Source organism: Terrabacter aerolatus, from assembly GCF_007991735.1.
In the GTDB taxonomy this organism is placed as follows: Bacteria; Actinomycetota; Actinomycetes; order Actinomycetales; family Dermatophilaceae; genus Terrabacter; species Terrabacter aerolatus.
Genome location: NZ_BJYX01000004.1, coordinates 125,990 through 149,616, shown reverse-complemented (window position 1 = coordinate 149,616; position 23,627 = coordinate 125,990). Strand labels below are relative to the sequence as shown.

Genomic DNA, 23,627 nt, shown 5'->3' with positions numbered 1-23,627 from the left:
GTGGTGGACCGCAAGGATTTCGGGTCATGGCTCCAGGGCCCCCGTGAGCGCACGAGCGCCGACGAGCAGTACCGGGGGCGTGATCTCGGGCTGCCGCCGCGAGGGCCCGGGTCGGTGGCCGGCTTCGGCATCCGGACCGTCGGGGTGCTCATCGACTGGGGCATCGCCTCGGTCATCGCCCGGGGCCTGTTCGGCGTCCCGTTGCCGTTCTCGCAGCCGCCCGCCTCGGGCGGGCAGGGCTTCGTCGTGCTCGCGGTGTTCGGTGTCATGCACCTGCTCCTCGTCGGCACGGTCGGCTTCACGATCGGCCACCGGATCATGGGTCTGCAGGTCCGCTCCCTGGGTGGCAGCGGCCGCGTCCTGCCGGTGCAGGCCCTGGCGCGCACCGTGCTGCTGTGCATGTTCATCCCGGCCGTCGTCTGGGACCGCGACGGGCGCGGCCTGCACGACAAGGCGCCCGGGACGGTCATCGTGCGCACCCGCTGACGACCACTGCGTCGGTATGCCGAAGGGCCGGCTCCCCGGGGAGCCGGCCCTTCCGCACATCTCGGGTCGCGCCGTGGCAGCGGCCGGGATCACTTGCCGCGCAAGGCCTTGCGGTCCATGCGTGCCCGCATCGGGTCGACGCCGGGCGGCAGCGGGGCACGGAGGCCACCGAGGGCCTTGAGGCGCTTGTTGACGAGGGCCATCTCGTCCTTGGTGATCTGCGGCTTGAGGCGCTGGACCTTGCTCGCGAGCTTGGGCAGGGGCACCTCGTTCTCGCCGGAGCCGACGCGCAGCGTCGTGACCGGTACGCCGGGGGCGACGCGCTCGACGCGCTTCTTCTCGGTGGCGAGCAGCTTCTGGACGCGGGCCGTCGGGCCCTCGCCGACGAGGACGACACCGGGGCGCCCGAGGGCGCGGTAGACCATCGCGGCGGAGTTGATGTCGCCGGGGCGGGCGACGTCGGCGGCGACGGGCTCGCGGTCGGTGTACCAGCCGCGGCGGATCGAGGTGAGTGCAGCGCCGGCGGCACCGGCCTGGCCCTCGATCTGGCTGTACGCGGCGCGCTCGGCGCGACGGCTCATGATGATCGTCGCGGCGAGGATGCCGAAGAGCACGCCGAAGATGCCGAAGATCCACGGCAGCTTGACGATGAAGCCGACGACGAGGAGCACCCCGAAGACGACGAGGAACGACAGCAGCATGTACCAGCCGATGACCGGGTCCGCCTGCTTGGAGACCCGGTAGACGTCACGGATCTGGGACAGCCGTCCCTGCTTCTTCTCCTGGGGCGCACTGCTCGCGTCGCCGTCCTTGTTGCGTGCCATGGTGCTCAGGATACGGCGCTCTGGGAGCGGGCCACCAACGACGCCGCCTCCTGGCGGGCGGGGGACTCGGCGGCCTCGGCGAGGTGCGACAGGTGGGCGGGGATCTCGCGCCCCCACTTGCGCATCGCCGTGGCCCACAGGCGCCCGGCGCGGTAGGAGGAGCGGACGAGCGGCCCGGCCATGACGCCCTTGAAGCCCATCCCGTCGGCCACCTCGGACCAGTGCACGAACTCCTCGGGCTTGACCCACCGGTCGATGGGGTGGTGCAGCTTTGAGGGGCGGAGGTACTGGGTGATCGTCAGGATGTCGCAGCCGGCGTCGTGGAGGTCGCGGATGGCCTCCTCGATCTCGGTGTCGGTCTCGCCCATGCCGAGGATGAGGTTGGACTTCGTGACGAGCTCGGCCTCGCGCGCCATGCTGAGCACCGCGAGGGACTTCTCGTAGGTGAAGGCGGGGCGGATGCGCCGGAAGATGCGCGGCACCGTCTCGAGGTTGTGGGCGAAGACCTCGGGGCGTGCGTCGAAGACCTGCCCGACGAGCTCGGGCTTGGCCCCGAAGTCGGGCGGGAGGATCTCGACGCCGGTGTTGGGGTTGAGCAGGTGGATCTGGCGGATCGTCTCGGCGTAGAGCCCGGCGGCCCCGTCGGGCTGGTCGTCGCGCGCGACCCCGGTCACCGTGGAGTAGCGAAGGCCCATCCGGGCCACCGACTCGGCGACCCGGCGCGGCTCGTCGAGGTCGAGGGAGGTGGGCCGGCCGGTCGCGATGTCGCAGAAGTCGCAGCGCCGGGTGCAGACGTCACCGCCGATGAGGAAGGTCGCCTCCTTGTCCTCCCAGCACTCGAAGATGTTGGGGCAGGCCGCCTCCTGGCACACCGTGTGCAGGCCCTCGGACTTCACCATCGAGTGCAGGGCGGTGTACTCGGGACCCATCTTGGCGGTGGTCCTGATCCAGGACGGCTTGCGCTCGATGGGGGTCTCGGCGTTGCGCGCCTCGACGCGCAGCAGACGACGGCCGTCGGGAACGACAGACACACGGGCTCCTTGGTCGGGATTTGCTGCTTCGCACAGGTTACGCCCGTTCAGGGACACACCCGACCCGGGTGGTGTGCCGTGGGTCCTGCAGGGCGCGGGGCGTCCTCATCCCCGGAGGTGCGCGCGCACCTCGTCGAGCCGGGAGGCGAGGAAGGCCCGCTCGACGTCGTTGCCGGCCAGCGCGAGCGCCTCCTCGTAGGCGACCTCGGCCTCGTCCCACCGCTCGAGGCGGCGCAGCAGGTCGGCCCGAGCGGCGCTGAGGTAGGGGTAGGTCGCCACCATCGGGTCCCCGAGCAGGGGCTGCAACGCGCTCAGCCCGGCCGCGGGGCCGTCGCGGTAGCCCACCGCTGCGGCGCGGCCGAGCGCGACGACCGGCGAGGGCCAGAGCACCTGCAGCACGTCGTAGAGCCCGACCACCTCCGTCCAGTCGGTCGCCTCCCAGGTCGGTGCCTCGGCGTGGACGGCGGCGATGGCGGCCTCGACGGTGAAGCGGTCGGGAGGCGCGGCAGCCAACGACGAGGCGATGAGGGCCGAGGCCTCCTCGATGAGGGGCCGGTCCCACCGGCTGCGGTCCTGGTCGGCGAGCAGCACGAGCGTGCCGTCGTCGGCGACCCGGGTCGCGCTGCGGGCCCGGCCGAGCAGCATCAGCGCCAGCAGCCCCGTGACCCCGGGCTCGTTCGGCAGCAGGTCGTGCAGCATGCGACCCATCGAGACGGCGACGTCGACGAGGTCCTCACGGACGTGCTCGGCTCCGGTGGGCGATGCGTGACCGGTCGTGAACACGAGGTGCACGACCTGGGTCACGAGCGGCAGGCGCTCGGGCAGCTCCTCGCTCGAAGGCACCCGGTAAGGGATCCGTGCCGTCGCGATCTTCTTCTTGGCGCGGGTGATCCGGGCCGCCATGGTCGCCTCCTGGACGAGGAAGGCGCGCGCGACCTCGGCGGTCGTCAGGCCGCAGACGAGCCGGAGGGTGAGGGCGACCTGCGCCTCCGGGGACAGCGCCGGGTGGCAGCAGGTGAAGACGAGCCTCAGCCTGTCGTCGGGGAGGAGCGGGCCGGCATACGACTCGGCAGCGGCGGCGTCGGCCCCCTCCTCGCCGTCGATGACGAGGAGGGGGAGCAGCCGTCGGGCGTGCGCCTCGCGTCGCACGACGTCACGAGCCCGGTTGCCGGCGACGGTCGTCAGCCACCCACCCGGCCGATCCGGTATGCCGTCCGCCGGCCACCGCGCGAGGGCGCGCTCGAAGGCGTCCTGGGTGCACTCCTCGGCGAGGTCGAGGTCGCGGGTGACCCGGGCGGTCGACGCGAGGACGCGAGCCCACTCGTCGCGGTGGGCCCGCGCGACGGCGTCGACGACCTCGCGCGGCAGCCGGCCGGGCATCGGAGGGTCAGCCGTGGTCGACGATCGGACGCACCTCGACCGCGCCGTGCTGCTCTCGCAGCTCGGGGAGCATGCGGGCGAGGGTGACGGCCGCGTCGAGGTCGGGCACGTCGACGATGTAGAAGCCGCCGAGAGCCTCCTTGGTCTCCATGAAGGGACCGTCCGTGACGATCGGGGTGTCGCCACCCGAGGCGCGCAGCGTCGTGGCCGTCGTCACCGACTCGAGCTCCGCTCCGCTGAGGCGGCCGGCACCGGCCGCGGTGGAGAAGGCGATGTGGCCGGACTCCTTGGCCTTCAGCTCCTCGGGCGTCTGGGCGTCCCACTCCTGCTCGCTGCCGTAGATGAGGACGAGGTACTTCGCCATGTCGTGCTCCTTCGTGTGGTCGGGGCCGGTCCCTCCGGCTCGCAGGTACGACGAACGGGTCCCGGCCGGATCGACAGGTCTCCGGGGCCGATCTCCCGATCTCTGCTGTCCCGAGCGGCCGTGCCCGGTGGTCCAGGACTCGCTGATGCAGGCCTCGGTGGTCCCGACCCGTCAGCCGACGTCGCGGCGGCGGAACGTCAGCACCCCGGCGAGGGTGACGCCCAGGACGACGCAGAGCAGGAACACCCACCCGTGCGTGTAGGTGATGGTGTGCTCGACGTACTCGCAACGCGCGTCCGAGCACGTGTTGGCGTAGTACGTCGCCTTCTTGTCGAGGAAGGCCTCGACGTTGTGCAGCACCGACCACTGCTGCAGCCGGCCACCGAGGAACGACTGCACGACGATGCCCTCGACGACCACGGCATACCCGAGCACGACACCGATGATCGCGGCGGTGTGGCGCAGCATGAGACCGAGCGCGGCACCGACGAGCCCCGCCCCGACCGCGAGCGCCACGACGCGCAGGCCCAGCACGGCGAGGGGGTCGGCGAGCGCAGGGGGAGCGGGCAGGACGAGGTCGTCACCGGGCCGGTTGACGACGGCGACCATGCGGGCTCCGAGGTGGCCGAGCGTGAGACCGACGACGGCGAGGCCCGCGCCGCCGAGGCCGGCAGCGACGAGCTTGCTCGTGGCGACCCGCAGGCGGCGGGGTTGGAAGGTGAGCCAGGTTCCCATGGCTCCCGTGGTGAACTCCGCCCCGACGAAGCTCGCGCCGAGCAGGAGCGCCAGGAAGGCGAGCACCAGCGCCGCCGTCCGGGCCATGCCCTCGCTCATGGTGTCGGGGACGGGCAGCATGAGGCCCATCTGGTCGAGAGTCGGAGGGGTCTGCTGGTCGCAGCCGAAGTCGATCGAGGGGTCTCCGGCGCGGTCCCGCTCGATCGCCTCCTGCTTCTTGCAGTCCTCGATCATCTGGGGGGCCTGCTTGACCATGAGCTTGTAGTCGTCCAGCTGCTGGGCCAGCCGTTCGGGGGCGCTCGCGGTGTAGGCGTTGTAGACCATGGCACCGGTGAAGACGACGACGGCGACGAGCGCGGCCTTGGATAGCCGGCGCCACCACAGCCGTCGCGTCTCGACCCCCACGAGCCCGGCGAACGAGGTCCCCCGTGGTCGCAGCTCGGCACGCGGGCGCGACTCGGGTGCCGTCAGGAGGCTGCTCATGCCGCACCCCGGCTGCCGTCGCGCGCGGACCGGTCGGCGGGGCTCCCGAGGCCTTCGTCGGCCGTCAGGGCGAGGAACGCCGACTCGAGGTCGGGACGGACGGGCACCAGCTCGCTGACGTAGAGGCCCTGTCCGGCCAGGGCGCGGGTGACGGCGGAGGGATCCTCGGCACCGACGAGGAGGTGCTGCCCCTCGCGGGTCGGGTCGAACCCTGCGTCGCGCAGGACCTGCTCGGCGCGCTCCGGCGAGGAGACACCGACGCGCACCTGAGCCAGCCCGTTTCCGCCGAGGATGTCGGCGACGCGGCCCTCGGCCAGCATCCTGCCGTGGCCGATGATCGAGACGGTGTCGGCGACCTGCTCGACCTCGGCGAGGATGTGCGAGCTGACGAGCACCGTCCTGCCCTGCGCGCCGAGCGACCTCATGGTGTCGCGCACCTCGCGGATGCCGGCAGGGTCGAGGCCGTTGGTCGGCTCGTCGAAGATGAGCAGGTCGGGCTCCTTGAGGAGTGTCGCGGCGATCGCCAGCCGCTGCTTCATCCCGAGCGAGAAGCCCGCGTAGCGGTCCGATCCTCGGTCGCGCAGGTGGGTCGCCTCGAGCACCTCGTCGATCCGCGAGCTCGGGGCTCCGATGGCCCCGGCCAGCAGTCCGAGGTTGCGGCGTGCGGTGAAGGCGGGGAAGAACTTCGGCGACTCGACGATGGCGCCGACGCGGTCGATGACCGTGGGGAGCGCCCTCGGGACCTCGTGGCCGAACACCTCGGCGGTGCCGGAGTCGGCCCGGGCGAGGCCGAGGAGCATGCGGATCGTCGTGGTCTTGCCCGAGCCGTTGGGCCCGAGGAAGCCGTGCACCCCGCCGACGGGCACGGCCATCGACAGGCCCCGCACGGCGATGCGGCGCGACCCGCGACTCCAGTACGTCTTGCGCAAGTTGACGGTTCGGACGGCGACGTCCATCGATCCCCCTGAGAGTCGGCTGTGAGCAAACCCTAGGGGCAGAAGGGGCCCCTGTCAGGCCAGGACGCGGCGGTTCGGCCGGAGCGTCGGCAGGATGTCGGCGAGGTGCTTCTCGACGTGGGGGAGCACCTCGGTGACCGGCACGTCCCGCCCGAGCTCGAACGACAGCGACGTCACGCCGGCACCGACGATGCCGCACGGGATGATGACCTCGCCCCACGACAGGTCGGGGTTGCAGTTGAAGGCGAAGCCGTGCATCGCGACCTGCCGGCTGACGCGGATGCCGATGGCCCCGATCTTGCGGCGCGGTCCGCGGTCGTCCGCGGCGATCCACGTGCCGCTCTCGCCCTCGACCCGTCCCGCCTCGACGCCGAAGTCCGCACAGACCCGGATCATCATCTCCTCGATGTGCCGCACGTAGCCGACGACGTCGATCGGGGCGGGCAGGCGCACGATCGGGTAGCCGGTGATCTGACCCGGACCGTGCCAGGTGATCTTGCCGCCGCGGTCCACGTCGATGACGGGGGTGCCGTCGTTGGGGCGCTCCTGGGGCTCGGTGCGCTTGCCCGCGGTGTAGACGGCGCGGTGCTCGAGGAGGTAGACGGTGTCGGGCTCCTCACCCGCCACGACCTTGGCGTGGGTGTCGCGCTGGACCTGCCAGGCCTGCTCGTAGTCGACGAAGTCGGGGTCGAGGCCGAGGTGCACGAAGCGCATGCGGTCACCCTACGCCGGGCCGCATACGATGCCGGAATGCCTGTCACCGAACCGTCCCCGTCAACTCCGCTGCGCGTCGGGCTCGTCGGCTACGGCTCGGCCGGACGCGGCATCCACGCTCCCCTCATCGTGCGGGCCGGCCTCACCGTCGCGGCGGTGTCGACGGCGAACGCGACGCGTGCCGACGAGGTGCGCGCCGACCTGCCCGAGGCCGAGATCGTGCCCGACCTCGAGACGCTGCTCGGGGTCGACGGCCTCGACCTCGTCGTCCTCGCGTCACCGAGCGGTGTCCACGCCGAGCAGGCCGAGCGCGTCATCGAGGCGGGCCTCCCGCTCGTCGTCGACAAGCCGCTCGCCGTCGACGCGAGCCGGGCGCTCGACGTCGTCGACCAGGCGACGCACCGCGGGGTGCCGCTCACCGTCTTCAACAACCGACGTTTCGACCCCGAGCTCGCGGCCCTGCGCATCGTGCGCGACGAGGAGCTCGTCGGTGAGATCTGGCGAGCCGAATACCGTTGGGACCGTTGGCGTCCCGTGCCCAAGCAGCGGTGGCGGGAGCAGGTGTCGGCTGCGGAGGGCGGTGGGCTGCTCCTCGACCTGCAGACCCATCTCGTCGACCAGGCCGTCCTGCTGCACGGTGAGGTCGAGTCGGTCTACGCCGAGGTCGACTCGCGAACCACGGTCGCCGAGGACGACACCTTCCTCGCCTGCCGGCACACCTCGGGCGTCGTCAGCCACGTCCTGTCGAGCTCGGTCAACGGTGCCCCGGGTCCGCGTGCCCGGGTCAACGGGTCGGCCGGGTCGTTCGTCATCGGGCGGCAGCTCGACGACGTCAGCGCGTTCACGGAGTTCGAGAACGACGGTGACGCCGTCGGCTGGATCGTCCGTGGTGACGAGCGCGAGCGCGGTCCCGTCGTGACCGACGCCGACCAGGCGGACTTCTACCGCGCCGTGGCGGGCGCGTTGGTGTCGTCGGACCCGCAGGCGACGATGCCCGTCGACCCGCGCGACGCCGTGCACGTGCTGGCCGTCGTCGACGCCGCGCGGATCAGCGCCCGCGACCGACGCGTCGTCGAGGTCGTGACGCCCGGGCAGACACCCTGACGTCGGGGGTCACGTCGGACAGGCCTGCGTATGCCGTGTGGTGGGCTCACCGCATGAGCCCTCGGCTCGTGGGCGGCTGACCCCACCGGGGCGCGGATCGTCGGGCCCCGTCGCCCGGGACGGCCCGGTGGGACCTGTGGACGAGTCGCTCGCCGAGCGGTGCGAGGCTGCTTGCATGAACGGATGACCGACACCGCCCTGACTCAGCCACTCGTGCCGCCGGACGTCCCGGGGCACCGGGTCGAGGGAGTCATCGGCGCGGGCGGTTCTGCGGTCGTCTGGTCGGGCACCGACGCCGGCGGGCGGCGGGTCGCGATCAAGGTGCCGCACCGCGGTCGGGACGAGCTCGACCGCCGGCAGTCGGTCGCCGAGCAGCAGGTCCTGCTCGCCGTGCAGCACGAGCACCTGGTGCCGCTGCGGTCGGTGGTGCCGCTCGCCGACGGCCGCGAGGCCCTCGTCTTCGACCTCGTCCGGGGCGCCCGGCTCGACGGCATGGTCCGCAGTCGCGGCCACCTCAGGCCGGGAGAGGTCGTCACCGTGCTCACCCCGTTGTGCGAGGCGGTCGCGCACCTGCACGCGGCGGGTGGCCTGCACACCGACATCTCGGCGGCCAACGTGACGGTGACGCCCGACGGCCGCCCCGTGCTCCTCGACCTCGGTTCGGCGCGCGTGGCGGGTCGTGAGCCCGGTGGCGTGCACGGGACCCCGGGGTTCGTCGCGCCGGACGTGCGGCTCGGCGCCGAGCCCGACGAGGCCGCCGACGTCTACGCCCTGGGCGCCGTCGCATGGTTCTGCCTCACCGGCAACGGGGCTCCCGACACGATGACCCGCCTCGACCACGAGATCGTGGTCAGCCATGTCGGACCGGAGCTCGCCGGGGTCGTCGCGGCCGCCATCGACCCCGACCCGGGGAGGCGGCCCGATGCTGCCGGGCTCGCACGCCTCTTCTACGACTCCGTCGAGCCGGAGGCGGTCGAGGTCGTGGTCGGCGCCGACGTGGCCTCGGCCCTGACCCACCGTCTGCGAGCCGACGCGGGCCGCGATCCGGCTCCCGCCGCTCCGCCTCCGCGCCGGTGGCGGGCCCGGGTGCTGGGGGCCGCAGTCGTCGCACTCCCACTCCTCGCGGCAGCCGCGTGGGCTCTGGCTGCCCGCGGCCCGGGAGCGTCGCAGGAGCTGACCTCAGCCACCGTCGCCCCCCGCGCCGCGGCGCCCACGGCCGCGACCGGCTCGACGACTCCGGCGGCAACCGGTCGTCGCACGGTCCCGGTCGGGTCGGCAACGGTCACGGCTGCTGGGGCGACGGCCGTCCCGGCCACGGCTGCTCCGCGGGTTCCGTCGCCGCCGCCGTCCGACGAAGTGCTCTCCGACGCCACGAGCCCGTCCGCACGGGCCCGCGAGCTCATCCAGGCCCTGAGCGACCGCCGCGCGACTGCGCTCGTCGAGCGTGAGACGTCCAAGCTCTCGGCCGTGCACGCACCCGGCTCACCGAGCCTGGCGAGCGACCGGGAGCTCCTGTCGGGGCTCGTCGCCCAGAGCACCCACTGGGAGGGGCTGCGCCTCGAGGTCGCCCAGGCCGTCTTCGTGTCGGGGTCGGCATCCGAGGCGGTCGTGCGCGCCCGCGTGGACTGGACGGCCTACGTCGTCGTCACCGGGGCAGGCGCACGCGCCGATCGACCGGCCGACATCGGGCGTCAGCTCGACTTCCGGCTCGTGCGAGGCGCCCAGGGCTGGCGCATCAGCGCGATCAGCGCTGCACCAGCCACCTGACCGCGCCCTCGAGGTCAGGGTGCTCGAAGGTGAACCCGGACGCCAGCAGCGCCTGCGGCTCGACCCGCTGGCTGGCGATGACGTAGTCGGCGAACTCACCGATGACGACCCGGAGGGCGAAGTGCGGGGCGGGGACCACCGCGGGACGCGACAGTGCCGATCCGATGGCCGAGGCGATCTCCCGCTGGCGGGCAGACCCCGGCGCGGTGAGGTTGAACGGGCCGGTGAGCTCGGGGTGGTCGACGAGGTGCAGGATGGCACCGACCTCGTCGACGAGGGTGATCCACGGCCACCACTCCCGGCCGGAGGCCATGGGGCCGCCGAGGCCGAGTCGTCCGAGCAGCACCACCTGCTCGAAGGCACCGCCCTCGTGAGCCATGACGAGACCGGTACGAGCGAACGCCACGGGCAGGCCGGCATCGACCGCGGGCTGCGCGGCTCCCTCCCAGCGCACGACGACGCCTGCGAGGAAGTCCTGCCCGGGTGGGCTCGTCTCCGTCAGGTGCTCCTCGCCGCGGTCGCCGTAGTAGCCGACCGCCGAGGCGTTGACGAGACGGATGCTCTCGCCCGTGCGCTCGTGGTGAGCGACGAGGGCCTGGGCCACCGTTCCCGTGGCGTCGGTGCGCGAGCGCTCGACCTCGCGCTTGTGCTCGGCGTTCCAGCGTCGGTCGCCGATGCCGACCCCGGCGAGGTTGACGACGGCGTCGACGCCCTCGAGCGCCGTCGGGTCGAGCCGGCCCCTGGCAGGGTCCCACTGGACCTCGTCGGGAGCCGAGGGGGAGTGGCGCACGAGGCGGACGACCTCGTCGCCGCGCTCGGCGAGCGCACGACGAAGCGCGCCGCCGATCAGGCCGGACGAGCCGGTGACGGCGACGCGCTTCGTCATGGGGTGCTCCTCATGGTGGGGGGACCTCAGGCCTCGAACTGGCCCTCTTCGAGCCGGGCCTTCATCGTGCCGAGGAACCGAGCGGCGTCGGCCCCGTCGACGATGCGGTGGTCGTAGGACAGCGCGAGGTACATCATCGAGCGGATCGCGATGGTCTCTCCGCCGTCGGCGTCGGTGACGACGACGGGCCGCTTGACGATCGCGCCGGTGCCGAGGATGGCCACCTGCGGCTGGTTGATGATCGGCGTGTCGAAGAGCGCGCCACGGCTGCCGGTGTTGGTGATCGTGAAGGTGCCGCCGGCGAGGTCGTCGGGCGTGATCTTGTTGCTGCGCGTGCGCGCGGCGACGTCGGCGATCGCGCGGGCCAGCCCGGCGATGTTGAGGTCACCGGCGTTCTTGACGACCGGGACGATGAGGCCCTTCTCGGTGTCGACGGCGATCGAGAGGTTCTCGCTGCCGTGGTAGACGACCTCGTCGCCCTCGATGCTCGCGTTGACCATCGGGTGCGCCTTGAGCGCCTCGGTGGCGGCAAGGGCGAGGAAGGGCAGGAAGCTCAGCTTCGTGCCCTCGCGGGCCTCGAAGTCGCTCTTGACCTTCGCACGCAGGCGGGCGACCTTCGTCAGGTCGACCTCGACCACGGTGGTGAGCTGAGCCGAGACCTGCAGCGACTCGACCATCCGCGTGGCGATCACCTTGCGCAGGCGGGTCATCTTCTCGCGCGTGCCACGCTTCGGGGAGACCGACGACGAGGCGCCGGTGGCCGGTGCTGCCGCGGGTGCGGACGGTGCTGCGGACGCGGCCGGCTGAGCAGCCGGGGCCGGTGCCGACGCGGCCTTCGCGGCCTCCGCTGCGTCGAGCACGTCCTGCTTGCGGATGCGGCCGCCGACGCCCGTGCCCGTGACGGAGCCCAGGTCGACACCGTGCTGGCCCGCGAGCTTGCGCACGAGCGGCGTGACGTAGGCGGCAGCGTCGTCACGCGACGGCGCGGCCGCGGGCTGTGCGGCGTCGGGGGACTGCTGCGCGGGCGCACGCTCGGCATCGGCGGGCTTGCCGGCCGCCTCCTGCGCAGCCTCCTCCGGCTGCTCCTGGGCCGGGGCCTCGGGCGCCGTGGCTGCGGGCTCGGGTGCCTTCTCCGGCTCGGGTGCCGACGCCGGCTCTGCAGCAGCGGGCGCGCCGCCGATGACGGCGAGGTCGGCGCCCACGGGGACGGTGTCGTCCTCCTGGACGAGGATCTTGGTCAGGGTGCCGGCGACCGGGGAGGGGATCTCGGTGTCGACCTTGTCGGTCGAGACCTCGAGGAGGGGCTCGTCGACCGCGACCTCGTCGCCCTCCGACTTCAGCCACCGTGTCACGGTGCCCTCGGTGACGGACTCGCCGAGGGCCGGCATCGTCACCGTCTGGCCCTCGCCGCCGGACGAGGAGGAAGCCGCCGCCTGGGGCTGCTCGGCCTGCTGGGCCTCGGGCTCGCTCGTCGCCGGCTGGGGCTCCTGCTCGGTGCTCGGTGCCTCGGGCGCGGGCTGCTCCGACTGGGGCTCGGGCTGGGACTCGGCGGCAGGGGCGTCGCCACCGGCCGCCGGGGCCTCCCCGTCACCGATGACGGCGAGGTCGGCGCCCACGGGCACGGTGTCGTCCTCCTGGGCGAGGATCTCCTGCAGGGTGCCCGCCACCGGGGAGGGGATCTCGGTGTCGACCTTGTCGGTCGAGACCTCGAGCAGCGGCTCGTCGACCTCGATGCGGTCACCGACGTTCTTCAGCCAGCGGGTGACGGTCCCCTCGGTGACTGACTCACCCAGGGCCGGCATGGTCACGCGTTCTGACATGACGTGTTCTCTCCTCTTCCCAGTTTCTGGCTCAAGCGTGTGCGTGCAGGGGCTTACCCGCCAAGGCCAAGTGTGCCTCGCCGAGCGCCTCGTTCTGTGTGGGGTGCGCGTGGATGAGACCCGCGACGTCCTCCGGGTGCGCCTCCCAGTTGACGATCAGCTGCGCCTCGCCGATCTGCTCGCCCATTCGGGCGCCGATCATGTGGACGCCGACGACCGGTCCGTCGACCTGGCGCACGAGCTTGACGAAGCCCTGCGTGCCGAGGATCTGGGACTTGCCGTTGCCGCCGAGGTTGTACTCGTACGTCGCGACGTCTCCGTGCTTCTCACGTGCCTGGGCCTCGGTGAGACCGACGCTCGCGATCTCGGGGTCGCAGTAGGTGACGCGCGGGATGCCGGTCTCCTCGATCGGTGCCGGCGCGAGGCCGGCGATCTCCTCGGCGACGAAGATGCCCTGGGCGAAGCCGCGGTGGGCGAGCTGGAGCCCCGGCACGATGTCGCCGACGGCGTAGACGCCCGGGACGTTCGTGCGCAGGCGCTCGTCGGTCGACACGAAGCCGCGGTCGACGGTGACGCCGGCCTCCTCGTAGCCGAGGCCGGCAGTGACGGGACCGCGGCCGACGGCGACGAGCAGCAGGTCGGCCTCGATCGTCTCGCCCGACTCGAGCGACACCGTGACGACCTCGCCCTGCTGGGTCGCGCCGGCGAAGCGCACTCCCGTCTTGAAGGCGATCTTGCGCTTGCGGAACGAGCGCTCGAGCTGCTTGCTGATGGCCTCGTCCTCGGCCGCGACGAGCCGCGGCAGCGCTTCGACGATCGTCACCTCGGAGCCGAAGCTCCTGAAGACGGAGGCGAACTCGACGCCGATGACACCGCCACCGAGCACGACGACCCGGTCCGGCACGTGGTCGATCGACAGGGCCTGCTCGCTCGTCATGATGCGTCCGCCGATCTCGAGCCCGGGCAGCGACTTCGCGTAGCTGCCCGTGGCCAGCACGACGTTGCGGCCGGTGACGCGGCGGTCGCCGACGACGACGGTGTGGGGGCCGTCGAGGACGCCCGTACCCTCGACGTACTCGATCTTCGCAGCCTTCACGAGACCTTGCAGGCCCTTGTAGAGGCGACCGACGACGCCGTCCTTGTACGTGTTGACGCCCGCCATGTCGACGGACTCGAGAGTCGTCCTCACGCCGAACGACGCGCCCTCACGGGCGACGTCGGCGACCTCGGCGGCGTGCAGCAGCGCCTTGGTCGGGATGCAGCCCTGGTGCAGGCACGTGCCGCCGAGCCGGCCCTTCTCGACGAGGGCGACCGAGAGCCCGAGCTCCGCCGACCGGAGCGCGCAGGCGTAGCCGCCCGAGCCTCCACCGAGAATGACGACGTCGTAGTCGCTGGCGGCATCAGCCGGCATGGGGGTGTTCTCCTTCGGGGCGAATCGTCCTCTCCGACTGTGGTGCAGCCGGGGAGGGGGACGTGCGGGAGTACGCGCTGGTGGGCGTACGGGCGTCGTGCAAGAGCATCTTGTCATTGATCCTGTGTGAGGGCACAGGCAGGTCACGGCGCCGCGTGTGCTGCCCTCGTGGGCACGGCTCGACCACGTACAGTGCCGCCATGGGCTGGTTCTCACGACGCGGCAGCCACAAGGGTGCCGTGCGCCTCGGCCGTTCCGACGGACCCAAGATGGAGATCGACCGGAAGGCGGTCGAGCAGCACCTGCGCTCGTTCGTCGAGTCCCGTCTCGGGGTCGAGGCCTACGTCGAGCCGGCCACGAGCGTCACGCCCACCACCATCGTGCTCATCGCGTGGGACGGTGAGTGGACGCGTCGGGCCGTGGGCTCGCCCAAGGACGGGTTCGAGATGAGCCAGAAGCTCGGCGTCCCCGTGTACGACGTCAACCAGACCGGCTATCCCAACCGGATGCGCGAGTGGAGCAAGCGCCGGCGGCAGGGGGACGCCTGACCGGGCCACCCGGCATACCCGAGATCGGGAGCCGAGGGTCCGGCCGGCAGAAAAGGCAGTGGACCGGGTGCCGGTCCACTGACAGGGTGAAAAGTGTCCATTCCGTGCCGAGTTCGGCGCCACAGCACAACAGGAGGTCCTCGAATGTCGAAGCAGGATGGCGAGTCCAACGGTCCGAGCGAGGAGATGAAGGCCAAGTTCCGCGCTGCCCTCGACAAGAAGCACGCGCACGGTGGCAAGGACGTCTCCGACGACAACGACCGCACCAAGGTCCACGGAGCGCACGGCCCCGCCAAGGCCCAGCAGATGTTCCGACGCAAGTCCGGCGGCTAGTCACCGCCTGCGACGCGCAGGGGCCACGTTCCCGACGGGAACGTGGCCCCTGCGCATGGCGGGGTCGGGGCCGCTCAGACGTAGGACTCGGCGAGCCCCACGAGGGTGCGCACGCCGAAGCCGGTGCCGCCCTTGGGCCAGTAGCCCGTGGGCGCCTTGTCGTTGAAGGCCGGGCCGGCGATGTCGAGGTGGCTCCACGGGATGCCCTCGCCGACGAACTCGGACAGGAAGATGCCGGCCGTCAGCATGCCGCCCTCGACGCCACCCTTGTGGGCCAGGTCGGCGTTGATGGACTCCAGTGCGGAGCGCAGCTCCTGCGGCAGCGGCATCGGCCACATCGCCTCGCCGACCGTCGAGGCGGCCTCGAGCACCCGGGTGCGGAAGGCGTCGTCGTTGGCCATGACCGCGCCGGTGTTGGCGAGCGCCACGACCTGGGCGCCCGTGAGGGTGGCGATGTCGACGATGGCGTCGGGCTTGCTCTCGGACGCGAGGGCGATGCAGTCGCCGAGCACCATGCGGCCCTCGGCGTCGGTGTTGAGCACCTCGACGGTCTTGCCGCCGCGCATCGTCACGACGTCGCTCGGGCGCTGGGCCGTGGCGCTGGGCATGTTCTCGGCCAGGCCGAGGTAGCCCGTCACGGCGATCGGCAGGCCGAGCTCGGCGATCGCGAGCACGGCGCCCGCCACGGCCGCGGCACCGGCCATGTCGCACTTCATCGTCAGCATGCCGTTGGCCGGCTTGATGCACAGGCCGCCGGAGTCGAAGGTGATGCCCTTGCCGACGAACGCGATCGAGGCCTTGGGCCGCGTCGGGGTGTAGCTGAGGACGGCGATGCGGGGGTCGTTGGCCGACCCTTGGCCCACGCCGACCGTGCCGCCGAAGCCGCCGGCCCGCAGCGCCTTCATGTCGTAGGACTTGAGCTTGACCTTGGTGCCCTTGACGCGGTCGGCGAGGGAGTCGACGAAGGTCTCGGGGTAGAGCAGGTTGGGCGGCAGGTTGACGAGGTCGCGGGTGTAGGCGACCGCCTCGCCGAGGGCCGCGGCGCGCTTGACCGCCTTGCGCGACGCCGCGTCGGCGGGACCGACGAGCGCGACGGCGTCGACGGCATCGGTGCTCGTCGTGCCGGCCTTGGAGACGGCGTAGGCGCCGAGGGCCACACCCTCGGCGACGGCGGAGACGACCTCGACCGACGTGCCCGGGACCACGACGGCGACCTTCTTCTTCTTGGTGAGCGATCGGATCGCCCCGCCTATGCCCTTGCGGAGGTCCTCGAGGGCGGCGGTGCCGCTCGCGAGCGCACCGACCCCGACGAGCACGACGAGCTTGGCGGCGACCTCGGGCACCGCGGCGAGGGTCGTCACCTCGCCGACCTTGCCGGCCAGCTCGAGGTCGGCCACGACGGCCTTCAGGTGCGAGACCGTCTTGCGCGGGAGGCCGTGCCCGGGCGCGAGCGTCGCGCCACCGTCGGCGGGCACGAGCGCCACGACGAGGGCGTCACCCGGCGTGTCGGCGGCCGAACGGTTGGAGATGGTCAGGTTGGCCACGAGGGGACTCCTTCGTCGAGGTGCTTCCGGGCGCACCGGGTCGAGCGTTCCGGGGTGCGGTGAGAGCGGGTCTGGTGGTGCGCGTCGCGGTGCAGTTCCCGCTGCAGTCACGGTGCGACGTCGCCCCGAGGTTGGGCGGCGTTCGATGATAACGAGCGAGGGGCGTCGACCCGGTGGGCGGTAGGTTGACGCCCATGACGACAGCGACGTCGGGGACGACCTCCCCGCTCACCTCACCCCTGCACGACCGCCACGTCGCCCTGGGCGCCAAGATGGCCGACTTCGGCGGCTGGGACATGCCGATCGAGTACCCCGGCGGCGGCGTCGTCGCCGAGCACACCGCGGTGCGCGAGCGCGTGGGCGTCTTCGACGTGAGCCACCTCGGCAAGGCCTCGGTGACCGGTCCCGGCGCGGCCGACTTCGTCAACGCGTGCCTGACCAACGACGTGCGCCGCATCGAGCCGGGCTCGGCGCAGTACACCCTGTGCTGTGACGACTCCGGCGGCGTCGTCGACGACCTCATCGTCTACCTCAAGTCCGACGACGACGTCTTCCTCATCCCCAACGCCGCCAACACCGCCGAGGTCGTGCGGCGCCTGCAGGCCGCGGCTCCCGAGGGGATCACGGTGACCAACCTGCATCGCGACTTCGGCGTGCTGGCCGTGCAGGGTCCCAGGAGCGACGAGGTGCTCGAGGCGCTCGGGCTGCCCACCGGGCACGACTACATGTCGTTCGTCGAGGCCGACTGGCAGGGCCGACCCGTCATCGTCTGCCGCACCGGCTACACGGGTGAGCGTGGCTACGAGCTCGTGCCGCGCTGGGACGACGCGCCGGCACTGTGGGACGCGCTCGTCGAGGCGATCTCGCCGTTCGAGGGCAAGCCGTGCGGCCTCGGAGCGCGCGACACGCTGCGCACCGAGATGGGCTACCCCCTGCACGGACAGGACCTGTCGCTGCAGATCTCGCCGGTGCAGGCGCGTGCCGGGTGGGCGGTCGGCTGGAAGAAGGACACGTTCTGGGGCAAGGCTGCCCTCGAGGCCGAGAGGGCCGCCCCCACCCGTCTCATGCGCGGACTGCTCGTGACGGGCCGTGGCATCCCGCGTGCCCACTGCACGGTCTCGAGGGGAGGCGCGGCTGCGGGAGAGGTCACCTCCGGCACGTTCTCGCCCACCCTGAAGCAGGGCATCGCCCTGGCCCTGCTGAACCCGGAGATCACCGACGGGGAGACGGTCGAGATCGACGTGCGCGGGCGCACGCTCGAGGCGACCGTCGTCAAGCCGCCCTTCGTGCAGGTCCAGGTCCGCGAGCCCTGAGCGGCCGTCACCGACGACGGATGCCGGGTGGTGGCTTCGGAGCCCGCCACCCGGCATACGGCATGCTCCGTCCCGACTCGACGGGCTCAGGGGTGGGGGAGGGCCGTGACGACGACGGCGGCCGTGACGAGGCCGGCGGAGAGGGCGATCTCGAGAGCGGCCCCGATGACGTCTCCGGTGATCCCGCCGAGCCGACGCACCGCATGGCGACGGGTCACGAGTGCGGCGCCGGCAGCGCAGAGGACCACCGCGCCACCGGCGAGCGCGGTGGCCCACCGGGGAACGCCCGTCTGTCCACCGGGCACACCCGCCCCGACGAGGGCGGCCACGGATGCGGCGAGCACGACGAGCCCGATCAGGGATGCCCGCGCCACGGTACCGGCGACACCCTGACCGAGCCCGTCCGGGCGGGCCGAGCGGATGCCCTCACGGGCGCAGACGGCGCAGGCGAGCCGGCTCGCCGCTAGCGCGACCACCGCCAGTATGGCGCCACGCGTGCTGGTGAACAGGACTGCGAGACAGGCGGAGTCGAGGAGGAGCGCGAGGACGACGGCCGCGGCTCCTGCCGGTCCGGTGTCCCCGCGCCGCATGACCGCGAGCGACCGAGCCGGGTCGTGGCCCGAGGTCAGCCCGTCGGCGAGGTCGGCGAGACCGTCGAGGTGCAGGGCGCGGGAGGCGAGCGCCGTGACGACGAGCGCCAGCACCGCCGTCACGGCCGCCGGCGCCCACCCCCGTGACGACGCCACCCCGAGACCGAGCCAGACGAGGGCCGAGGGCGCGGTGGTCAGAGGGGCGAGCAGCATCGCGCGGCCGAGGACCGAGCGGTCGACGTGCCCCGGATGCCGCACGGGCAGCGCGGTGAACGTGCCGAACGCGAGCCGCCAGGCGTCACGCATCCAGCGTCCTCGACCGCGGCTGCCAGGCCACGACCGGAGCGTCCCCGAGGTCGAGGACGCGTCCCGCGACGACGAGGTGCACGCGGTCCGCCACCCGCGAGACGAGGGCGTTGAGCCGACCCAGCTCGTCCTGGAAGAGGCGACCCGAGGCGGTCGTCGCCACGAGCGACCACCCGACCTCGTTGGTGACGACGACGACGGGAGACGTTGCGGCGCAGAGCGACTCGACGAGGCGGTCGACCTCTCGTCGCACGGTCGCGGAGGCGGCGTCCAGGTCGTCCCACCCGGTGCCGTCGACGACGGCCGTGAGCCAGGTGCCGAGACAGTCGACGAGCAGCGGACCGGTCGCGCGGTCGACGGCCGTGGCCACGTCGGTCGTCTCGAGCGTGCGCCAGGTCTCCGGTCTGCGGTCGACGTGGCCGGCCACCCGCCGGCTCCATTCGGGGTCGGCGGGGTCGGAGCGCCGCCCGGTCGCGACGTAGGTGACGTCCGGGTGGGCGCTGAGGAGGTCCTCGGCGTGGCGGCTCTTGCCGCTGCGGATCGGACCGGTGACGAGCGTCGTCGTCCTGGCCCTCCCGGGGGCAGCCGCCTCGGGCTGAGCCTTCACCGGGGGTGCTCCGCGTCGTGCAAAGGGACCACGGGCGGCTCGTCGTGCGGCTCGGCGGGCTCCCTGTGGGGGGCCGCGTCCCTGCCCGGGGCGGGTGCGAAGACGACGGGTACGCCGAAGGCGGCGCGGCGGGCGCCCCGTCGGAAGACCCGGAGCAACGCCGGCCCGGCGACGAGCACGAGGACGGCGTTGAGCACGCCACGGGGCAGGTCCCAGCCCAGCGACGTCGCGAGGTAGAAGAGGCCGTAGTGGGCGAGGTTGTCCTGGAGCGGGGCGCCCGGGACGAAACCCATGCCCGTCGGGGCACCGGTGCCCAGGAACGGCCAGAACCACAGGTTCATGAACAGCCCGAACACCAGGCCCGTCACGAGGGCGTAGGCCGCCAACGCCCAGCGCTCCACGCGACTCCCGGCACGGACGGGCAGGAGGCCGGCGCCGAGGCCGATGCCGCCGGCGCAGATCATCTGGAAGGGCAGCCAGGGGCCGACCCCTCCCGTGAGCAGCGCACCGGTCGTGACGGCGAGGGCCCCGGAGACGAAACCGACTCCCGGGCCGAGGACGCGCCCCGCGACGATGACGACGAAGAACATCGGCTCGAGCCCCGCGGTGCCGGCACTGAGGAGCCGGAGCCCCCCGCCGGCCGCTGCTGCCACACCGAGCACCGCGATCGTCTTGGCGTCGAGCCGGCCGGCCGTCACCTCGGCGAGGCAGACGACGGCGAGCAGCCCGAGAAGGACGGCGAAGAGCCAGGGCGCGTCGTTGCCGTGGTCGCGGGCGACGTCGGCGGTCACGAAGAAGGGCCAGGTGAAGGCGACGAGGCCCACGATCCCGACGACCCCGACGGCGACGGCCGCCGGCCAGCGCAGCGGGATGACGCGGCGCCCGGTCATCATGCGATCCTCGCGAGGGCGCCGGCGACCTCGGCGACCGTGAGCCAGGTCTGGGGGAGCAGGACCTTGGTCACCTGCGGCGCGAACGCCGGCGACGACGCGAGCACCTCCCGTGCGGGGCCGTCGGTGACGATCTCGCCGTCCGCGAGGATGACGACCCGGTCCGCGACCTCGGCCGCGAGCTCGACGTCGTGCGTGGCCAGCAGGACGGTCGTCCCCTGGGCGGCGAGGCCGGTGAGCACCTCGCCCAGCCGCTTCTTGGCGCCGTAGTCGAGGCCACGGGTCGGCTCGTCGAGCAGCAGGACCTCGGGCGACCCGGCGAGGATGACCGCGAGCGCGAGCTCGAGCCGCTGCCCCTCGGACAGGTCCCGGGGGTGGACGCTCGGGTCGACACCGCCGGAGATGCGCTCGAGGAGGGCGCGCGCGGTCCCGGACGGTGCCCCGAAGTCGTCGTCGGCGGCGGCGCACTCGGCCGCGACCGACTCCGCGTAGAGGAGCAGCTCGGGCTGCTGGGGGACCAGCCCCACGGTGCGCACCCGCTCGCGGGCGGACCTGCCGTGGGGATCGATACCGGCGGCTCCCACCCGCACGCGCCCACCGGAGAGCCGGTGCTGCGCGGCGACGGCCCCGAGGAGCGTCGACTTCCCGGCCCCGTTGCGGCCCATGAGGGTGGTCACGGATCCGCGTGCGACGGTGAGGTCCACGCCGTCGAGCACGACCCGCCCGCCGCGGGAGACCCGGACGCCGGTGAGGTCGACGGCATCGGCTGGCCCGATGACCCTCAGGTCCGCGACCGGGCGCGGGGCGCTGGCACCGAGGGCCTCACGCAGGGACGAGGCCTTGCGGCGGGCGTCGCGGATCGACAGGGGAGTGGGCGACCAGCCGACGAGGCGCGACAGCCCCACGACCGGGGGGTAGATGTGGGAGCGCAGCATGGCCTCGGCGGGGTCGAGCAGCTCGGACACGCGCCCCTCCTCGACGAGGACGACGCGGTCCGCGTGGTGGACGACGCGCTCGAGTCGGTGCTCGGCCAGCACGACCGTGACGCCGAGGTCGTGCACGATGCGATGCAGCGAGGCCAGAACCTCTTCTGCGGCAACGGGATCCAGCGCCGACGTCGGCTCGTCGAGCACGAGCACCCTCGGCCCGGCGGCGAAGAGGGCCGCGATCGCGACGCGCTGCTGCTGGCCGCCCGACAGGGTTCGTAGGGAGCGGGCGCGCAGCGGGGTGAGGCCGAACAGGTCGAGGGTCTCCTCGACCCGGCGCCGGATCGTCGTCGAGTCCAGGCCCATCGTCTCCATGCCGTACGCGACCTCGTCCTCGACGACGTCCGTGACGAACGTCGACGACGGGTTCTGCTCGACGAGCCCGACGACGGTCGCGAGGTCGCGCGGGCGGTGCTCCGCCGTGTCGAGGCCGTCGACGGCGACGCGACCCGTCAGGGTCCCGCCGCTGAAGTGGGGCACGAGCCCGTTGATGGTGCGCAGGAGCGTCGACTTGCCGCTGCCCGTGGGACCGACGACGAGCACGAGCTCGCCCTCGGGGATCTCGAGCGTGACGTCGTGGAGGCTGGGAGCGGGGGCATCGGCGTACTGCACCGACACGTGCTCGAAGGTGATCACGGGGCGACCTCCCGGGGGCGGGGCGTGAACCAGGCGGGTGTCGCGGAGACGAGCACGGCCAGGACGGCGAGCAGGGGCACCTCGGGGAGCTGCGCCTGCTGGCTCGGCACGACGCCCGGCCAGCCCCCGGCCGAGGCGATGACGAGGACCGCCGCCGGGACGGCACCGGCGAGGACGGTAGTCGTCGCGGTCCACGTCCACCGGTCGCGGCGGTGACCGGACCGTGGGTCGCGCGAGGCCCCCACCACGAGGCTCGAGCCGGCGAGCAGGGCGCCCAGCACGAGGACCGGGAGCCCGAGCACCCCGCCGGCCGAGGAGTCGAGCAGACCGTAGAGCCCGGCGAGGACCCCGACCAGACCGGCGAGGGCGAGCCCGGTCGCGGCGCGGCGGCTTGTCGTCGTCGACCGCACCGACCGGCCGTACCCGCGGGACTCCATCGAGGCCGCCAGCCCCAGGGACCGCTCGAACGCCGTCTCGAGGACCGGCACCGTCAGGCGCGCCATCTCGCGCACACCCCTGCCGTCACGCCCGCGCAGCGTGCGAGCCGCGCGCACGTCGCGGGCGTCGGTGAGCAGCTGGGGTGCGAACGTCAGCCCCACGACGACGGCCGTGCCGACGTCGTAGAGCGTGGCCGGCAGGTAGCGCAGGAGCCGGCGCGGACTCGCGAGCGCGTTGGCGGCGCCGAGGCACGCCAGCACGGCGGCGAGGCGCAGGGCGTCGTAGGCGGCATACAGCAGGGACTCGAGCGTCACCGTGCCCCCGATGCGGACGCTCGCCGCCCAGTCCGGGAGCGGCACGCTCGGCAGGGTCACGACGACGGTCTGCCCGACGAAGCCGTTGCCGAGCAGTGCCGTCATGACGATGCGGAACACGACGATGACGGCGCCGATGACGAGGAAGGCCGGCAGCGGGTTGACCGTGGCCGGGTCGTGCCGCTCGGCGACGACGACCACGCACACCCCGACGACGAGCAGCAGCAGGACCGGGTTGGTCGTGCGCGACGCGGCCGTGGCGAGGCCCAGCCCCCACAGCCACCAGGCTGCGGGGTGCTGGAGCCGGGGCCTGAGCTCGAGTCGCGCCACCCTGCTCGAGGCTCCTCAGCCGTCCCGGCGGGCGCGTGACCGCGATCGCACGAGGAGGTAGGCGATGAGGGCGAGCAGGACGAGACCGGCGATCACGTAGGCCGCGACGGTCCCGCCGGAGGTGCCCGACGTCGGCGCGGCGGCCACGTCGGTGGCCGAGGCGGACGGGCTCGTCGCGCTGGACGAGGGCGTGGCCGCCGGCGCGGCGATCGTGACGGGCTGGTCGGCCGCCTTGGCCTCGGGACTGACCTCCTTGACGGCGCCGCCGCAGTCACTCGTCGGGTAGCCGGCCACGCCGCAGACGAGCCCCTTCTCGGTGCGCACGTCGCCGGCCGCGGCGAGCACCGCCGCGCTCGTCGCGTCGCTGGCGACGACCGCACACAGCGCCTTGGGCGCCGGCGGTGTCGCTCCGTCGGCGGAATCCGCCGGACGGCCGAAGTCCACGACCAGACCGACCCGCTTCTTGCCGGACTCGGCAGGCGTGGAGCCGCAGACCTGGTCGAACGTCAGGACCGCGCGGGGGTAGCGGGTCGAGGCCTCGTCCGCGACGGCGAAGCGCCAGCCGTCGACGCTGCCGTCCTTGGGCATGGTCTGGTCCGGCCCCTTCTGTGCGAACGCCCAGCTGCTGCCGGTGAGCTGGTAGAAGCCCCAGTAGCGGTAGGCGGCGGCCTGGGCGGGCCCGACCGTCAGGGCGGACAGCGCCGCAGCGACGAGGGCGGCGAGCACGAACCGGAGCGGGGCACGACGGACAAGGGACACGGTTTCCTCCTCGCGGTCGGACACCATGTCGGGTCTGCTGGCTGACGCCGGCCCGGCGGGGTGACTCCGGTC

General features: G+C 72.9%; 23 protein-coding genes. 6 read left to right on the top strand and 17 right to left on the bottom strand.

Features of this window, described 5'->3' with window-relative positions; all coding sequences use genetic code 11:
- Complete coding sequence (locus TAE01_RS05875) at positions 1-486, top strand: RDD family protein (protein ID WP_147064378.1); 486 nt, start codon at positions 1-3, stop codon at positions 484-486.
- An 89-nt stretch (positions 487-575) separates the two neighbouring features.
- Here TAE01_RS05875 and TAE01_RS05870 read toward each other — a convergent pair whose 3' ends face one another.
- From TAE01_RS05870 to lipB, 7 genes are all read right to left on the bottom strand, one after another.
- Positions 576-1,310: a DUF4191 domain-containing protein gene (locus TAE01_RS05870; protein WP_147064376.1), complete on the bottom strand. Its 735-nt coding sequence runs from the start codon at positions 1,308-1,310 to the stop codon at positions 576-578.
- Positions 1,311-1,315: 5 nt separating this feature from the next.
- Positions 1,316-2,341 carry a lipoyl synthase gene (gene lipA / locus TAE01_RS05865; RefSeq protein WP_147064374.1) on the bottom strand — a complete coding sequence of 342 codons (1,026 nt, stop codon included), beginning with the start codon at positions 2,339-2,341 and terminating at the stop codon, positions 1,316-1,318.
- 105 nt (positions 2,342-2,446) lie between these two features.
- On the bottom strand, positions 2,447-3,721 hold the full coding sequence (locus tag TAE01_RS05860) for an RNA polymerase sigma factor (protein ID WP_147064372.1): 1,275 nt from the start codon (positions 3,719-3,721) through the stop codon (positions 2,447-2,449).
- 7 nt (positions 3,722-3,728) lie between these two features.
- Complete coding sequence (locus TAE01_RS05855) at positions 3,729-4,085, bottom strand: YciI family protein (protein ID WP_147064369.1); 357 nt, start codon at positions 4,083-4,085, stop codon at positions 3,729-3,731.
- Between the two features lie 171 nt (positions 4,086-4,256).
- Entirely contained in the window at positions 4,257-5,303 is a 1,047-nt protein-coding gene (locus TAE01_RS05850) for a hypothetical protein (protein ID WP_147064367.1), read from the bottom strand.
- The gene (locus tag TAE01_RS05845; protein WP_147064365.1) at positions 5,300-6,259 is read right to left on the bottom strand and encodes an ABC transporter ATP-binding protein; all 960 of its coding nucleotides are present in this window, start codon (positions 6,257-6,259) and stop codon (positions 5,300-5,302) included. Before TAE01_RS05845 ends, TAE01_RS05850 begins: the two co-directional genes overlap by 4 nt.
- Positions 6,260-6,313: 54 nt before the next feature.
- Positions 6,314-6,973: a lipoyl(octanoyl) transferase LipB gene (gene lipB, locus TAE01_RS05840; protein WP_147064363.1), complete on the bottom strand. Its 660-nt coding sequence runs from the start codon at positions 6,971-6,973 to the stop codon at positions 6,314-6,316.
- A 36-nt stretch (positions 6,974-7,009) separates the two neighbouring features.
- On the opposite strand from lipB, the gene TAE01_RS05835 reads away from it, so the two are divergent.
- Both TAE01_RS05835 and TAE01_RS05830 read left to right on the top strand, forming a co-directional pair.
- Positions 7,010-8,077: a Gfo/Idh/MocA family protein gene (locus TAE01_RS05835; RefSeq protein ID WP_147064361.1), complete on the top strand. Its 1,068-nt coding sequence runs from the start codon at positions 7,010-7,012 to the stop codon at positions 8,075-8,077.
- A gap of 183 nt (positions 8,078-8,260) precedes the next feature.
- Positions 8,261-9,844, top strand: a complete 1,584-nt coding sequence (locus tag TAE01_RS05830; RefSeq protein WP_147064359.1) for a serine/threonine-protein kinase — start codon at positions 8,261-8,263, stop codon at positions 9,842-9,844.
- On the opposite strand, the gene TAE01_RS05825 is transcribed toward TAE01_RS05830, so the two are convergent.
- From TAE01_RS05825 to lpdA, 3 genes are read right to left on the bottom strand one after another with little or no spacing between them, the layout of a single operon-like run.
- On the bottom strand, positions 9,822-10,730 hold the full coding sequence (locus TAE01_RS05825; protein ID WP_147064358.1) for a TIGR01777 family oxidoreductase: 909 nt from the start codon (positions 10,728-10,730) through the stop codon (positions 9,822-9,824). The two genes, TAE01_RS05830 and TAE01_RS05825, sit on opposite strands and share 23 nt — an antisense overlap.
- Before the next feature lie 26 nt (positions 10,731-10,756).
- Positions 10,757-12,550 carry a 2-oxoglutarate dehydrogenase, E2 component, dihydrolipoamide succinyltransferase gene (gene sucB / locus TAE01_RS05820; RefSeq protein ID WP_147064356.1) on the bottom strand — a complete coding sequence of 598 codons (1,794 nt, stop codon included), beginning with the start codon at positions 12,548-12,550 and terminating at the stop codon, positions 10,757-10,759.
- A gap of 31 nt (positions 12,551-12,581) precedes the next feature.
- The gene (lpdA, locus tag TAE01_RS05815; RefSeq protein ID WP_147064354.1) at positions 12,582-13,961 is read right to left on the bottom strand and encodes a dihydrolipoyl dehydrogenase; all 1,380 of its coding nucleotides are present in this window, start codon (positions 13,959-13,961) and stop codon (positions 12,582-12,584) included.
- Between the two features lie 200 nt (positions 13,962-14,161).
- Between lpdA and TAE01_RS05810 the strand changes: the two genes are divergently transcribed.
- Together TAE01_RS05810 and TAE01_RS05805 are read left to right on the top strand one after the other, a co-directional pair.
- On the top strand, positions 14,162-14,509 hold the full coding sequence (locus TAE01_RS05810) for a hypothetical protein (protein ID WP_147064352.1): 348 nt from the start codon (positions 14,162-14,164) through the stop codon (positions 14,507-14,509).
- 144 nt (positions 14,510-14,653) lie between these two features.
- Positions 14,654-14,842: a DUF5302 domain-containing protein gene (locus TAE01_RS05805; protein ID WP_147064350.1), complete on the top strand. Its 189-nt coding sequence runs from the start codon at positions 14,654-14,656 to the stop codon at positions 14,840-14,842.
- Positions 14,843-14,916: 74 nt separating this feature from the next.
- Here TAE01_RS05805 and TAE01_RS05800 read toward each other — a convergent pair whose 3' ends face one another.
- The gene (locus tag TAE01_RS05800) at positions 14,917-16,386 is read right to left on the bottom strand and encodes a leucyl aminopeptidase (protein ID WP_147064348.1); all 1,470 of its coding nucleotides are present in this window, start codon (positions 16,384-16,386) and stop codon (positions 14,917-14,919) included.
- Between the two features lie 194 nt (positions 16,387-16,580).
- Between TAE01_RS05800 and gcvT the strand changes: the two genes are divergently transcribed.
- Positions 16,581-17,699: a glycine cleavage system aminomethyltransferase GcvT gene (gcvT, locus tag TAE01_RS05795; RefSeq protein ID WP_147064347.1), complete on the top strand. Its 1,119-nt coding sequence runs from the start codon at positions 16,581-16,583 to the stop codon at positions 17,697-17,699.
- A gap of 86 nt (positions 17,700-17,785) precedes the next feature.
- Here the strand turns inward: gcvT and TAE01_RS05790 are convergent, their stop codons facing one another.
- From TAE01_RS05790 to TAE01_RS05765, 6 genes are read right to left on the bottom strand one after another with little or no spacing between them, the layout of a single operon-like run.
- A complete protein-coding gene (locus TAE01_RS05790) occupies positions 17,786-18,595 on the bottom strand; it encodes an adenosylcobinamide-GDP ribazoletransferase (RefSeq protein ID WP_147064345.1) in 810 nt (269 codons plus the stop codon).
- Positions 18,588-19,202, bottom strand: a complete 615-nt coding sequence (locus tag TAE01_RS05785) for a bifunctional adenosylcobinamide kinase/adenosylcobinamide-phosphate guanylyltransferase (protein WP_147064343.1) — start codon at positions 19,200-19,202, stop codon at positions 18,588-18,590. The genes TAE01_RS05790 and TAE01_RS05785 overlap by 8 nt, the downstream gene beginning before the upstream one ends.
- Entirely contained in the window at positions 19,199-20,092 is an 894-nt protein-coding gene (locus TAE01_RS05780; protein ID WP_246111165.1) for an ECF transporter S component, read from the bottom strand. Before TAE01_RS05780 ends, TAE01_RS05785 begins: the two co-directional genes overlap by 4 nt.
- Entirely contained in the window at positions 20,092-21,714 is a 1,623-nt protein-coding gene (locus TAE01_RS05775) for an ABC transporter ATP-binding protein (RefSeq protein ID WP_147064341.1), read from the bottom strand. The genes TAE01_RS05780 and TAE01_RS05775 overlap by 1 nt, the downstream gene beginning before the upstream one ends.
- Positions 21,711-22,796: an energy-coupling factor transporter transmembrane component T gene (locus TAE01_RS05770; protein ID WP_147064339.1), complete on the bottom strand. Its 1,086-nt coding sequence runs from the start codon at positions 22,794-22,796 to the stop codon at positions 21,711-21,713. Before TAE01_RS05770 ends, TAE01_RS05775 begins: the two co-directional genes overlap by 4 nt.
- A gap of 15 nt (positions 22,797-22,811) precedes the next feature.
- Entirely contained in the window at positions 22,812-23,555 is a 744-nt protein-coding gene (locus tag TAE01_RS05765) for an SCO2322 family protein (protein ID WP_246111164.1), read from the bottom strand.
- Positions 23,556-23,627: the final 72 nt, after the last annotated feature.

Excerpts from the sequence above, each read along its gene's own strand:
- sucB (WP_147064356.1), bottom strand. The coding sequence starts at position 12,550 with ATGTCAGAACGCGTGACCATGCCGGCCCTGGGTGAGTCAGTCACCGAG.
- TAE01_RS05805 (WP_147064350.1), top strand. The coding sequence starts at position 14,654 with ATGTCGAAGCAGGATGGCGAGTCCAACGGTCCGAGCGAGGAGATGAAG.
- TAE01_RS05810 (WP_147064352.1), top strand. The coding sequence starts at position 14,162 with ATGGGCTGGTTCTCACGACGCGGCAGCCACAAGGGTGCCGTGCGCCTC.
- TAE01_RS05825 (WP_147064358.1), bottom strand. The coding sequence starts at position 10,730 with ATGACGAAGCGCGTCGCCGTCACCGGCTCGTCCGGCCTGATCGGCGGC.
- lpdA (WP_147064354.1), bottom strand. The coding sequence starts at position 13,961 with ATGCCGGCTGATGCCGCCAGCGACTACGACGTCGTCATTCTCGGTGGA.
- TAE01_RS05855 (WP_147064369.1), bottom strand. The coding sequence starts at position 4,085 with ATGGCGAAGTACCTCGTCCTCATCTACGGCAGCGAGCAGGAGTGGGAC.
- TAE01_RS05830 (WP_147064359.1), top strand. The coding sequence starts at position 8,261 with ATGACCGACACCGCCCTGACTCAGCCACTCGTGCCGCCGGACGTCCCG.
- TAE01_RS05870 (WP_147064376.1), bottom strand. The coding sequence starts at position 1,310 with ATGGCACGCAACAAGGACGGCGACGCGAGCAGTGCGCCCCAGGAGAAG.
- TAE01_RS05780 (WP_246111165.1), bottom strand. The coding sequence starts at position 20,092 with ATGACCGGGCGCCGCGTCATCCCGCTGCGCTGGCCGGCGGCCGTCGCC.
- TAE01_RS05860 (WP_147064372.1), bottom strand. The coding sequence starts at position 3,721 with ATGCCCGGCCGGCTGCCGCGCGAGGTCGTCGACGCCGTCGCGCGGGCC.
- TAE01_RS05835 (WP_147064361.1), top strand. The coding sequence starts at position 7,010 with ATGCCTGTCACCGAACCGTCCCCGTCAACTCCGCTGCGCGTCGGGCTC.
- TAE01_RS05790 (WP_147064345.1), bottom strand. The coding sequence starts at position 18,595 with ATGCGTGACGCCTGGCGGCTCGCGTTCGGCACGTTCACCGCGCTGCCC.
- gcvT (WP_147064347.1), top strand. The coding sequence starts at position 16,581 with ATGACGACAGCGACGTCGGGGACGACCTCCCCGCTCACCTCACCCCTG.
- TAE01_RS05850 (WP_147064367.1), bottom strand. The coding sequence starts at position 5,303 with ATGAGCAGCCTCCTGACGGCACCCGAGTCGCGCCCGCGTGCCGAGCTG.
- lipB (WP_147064363.1), bottom strand. The coding sequence starts at position 6,973 with ATGCGCTTCGTGCACCTCGGCCTCGACCCCGACTTCGTCGACTACGAG.
- TAE01_RS05845 (WP_147064365.1), bottom strand. The coding sequence starts at position 6,259 with ATGGACGTCGCCGTCCGAACCGTCAACTTGCGCAAGACGTACTGGAGT.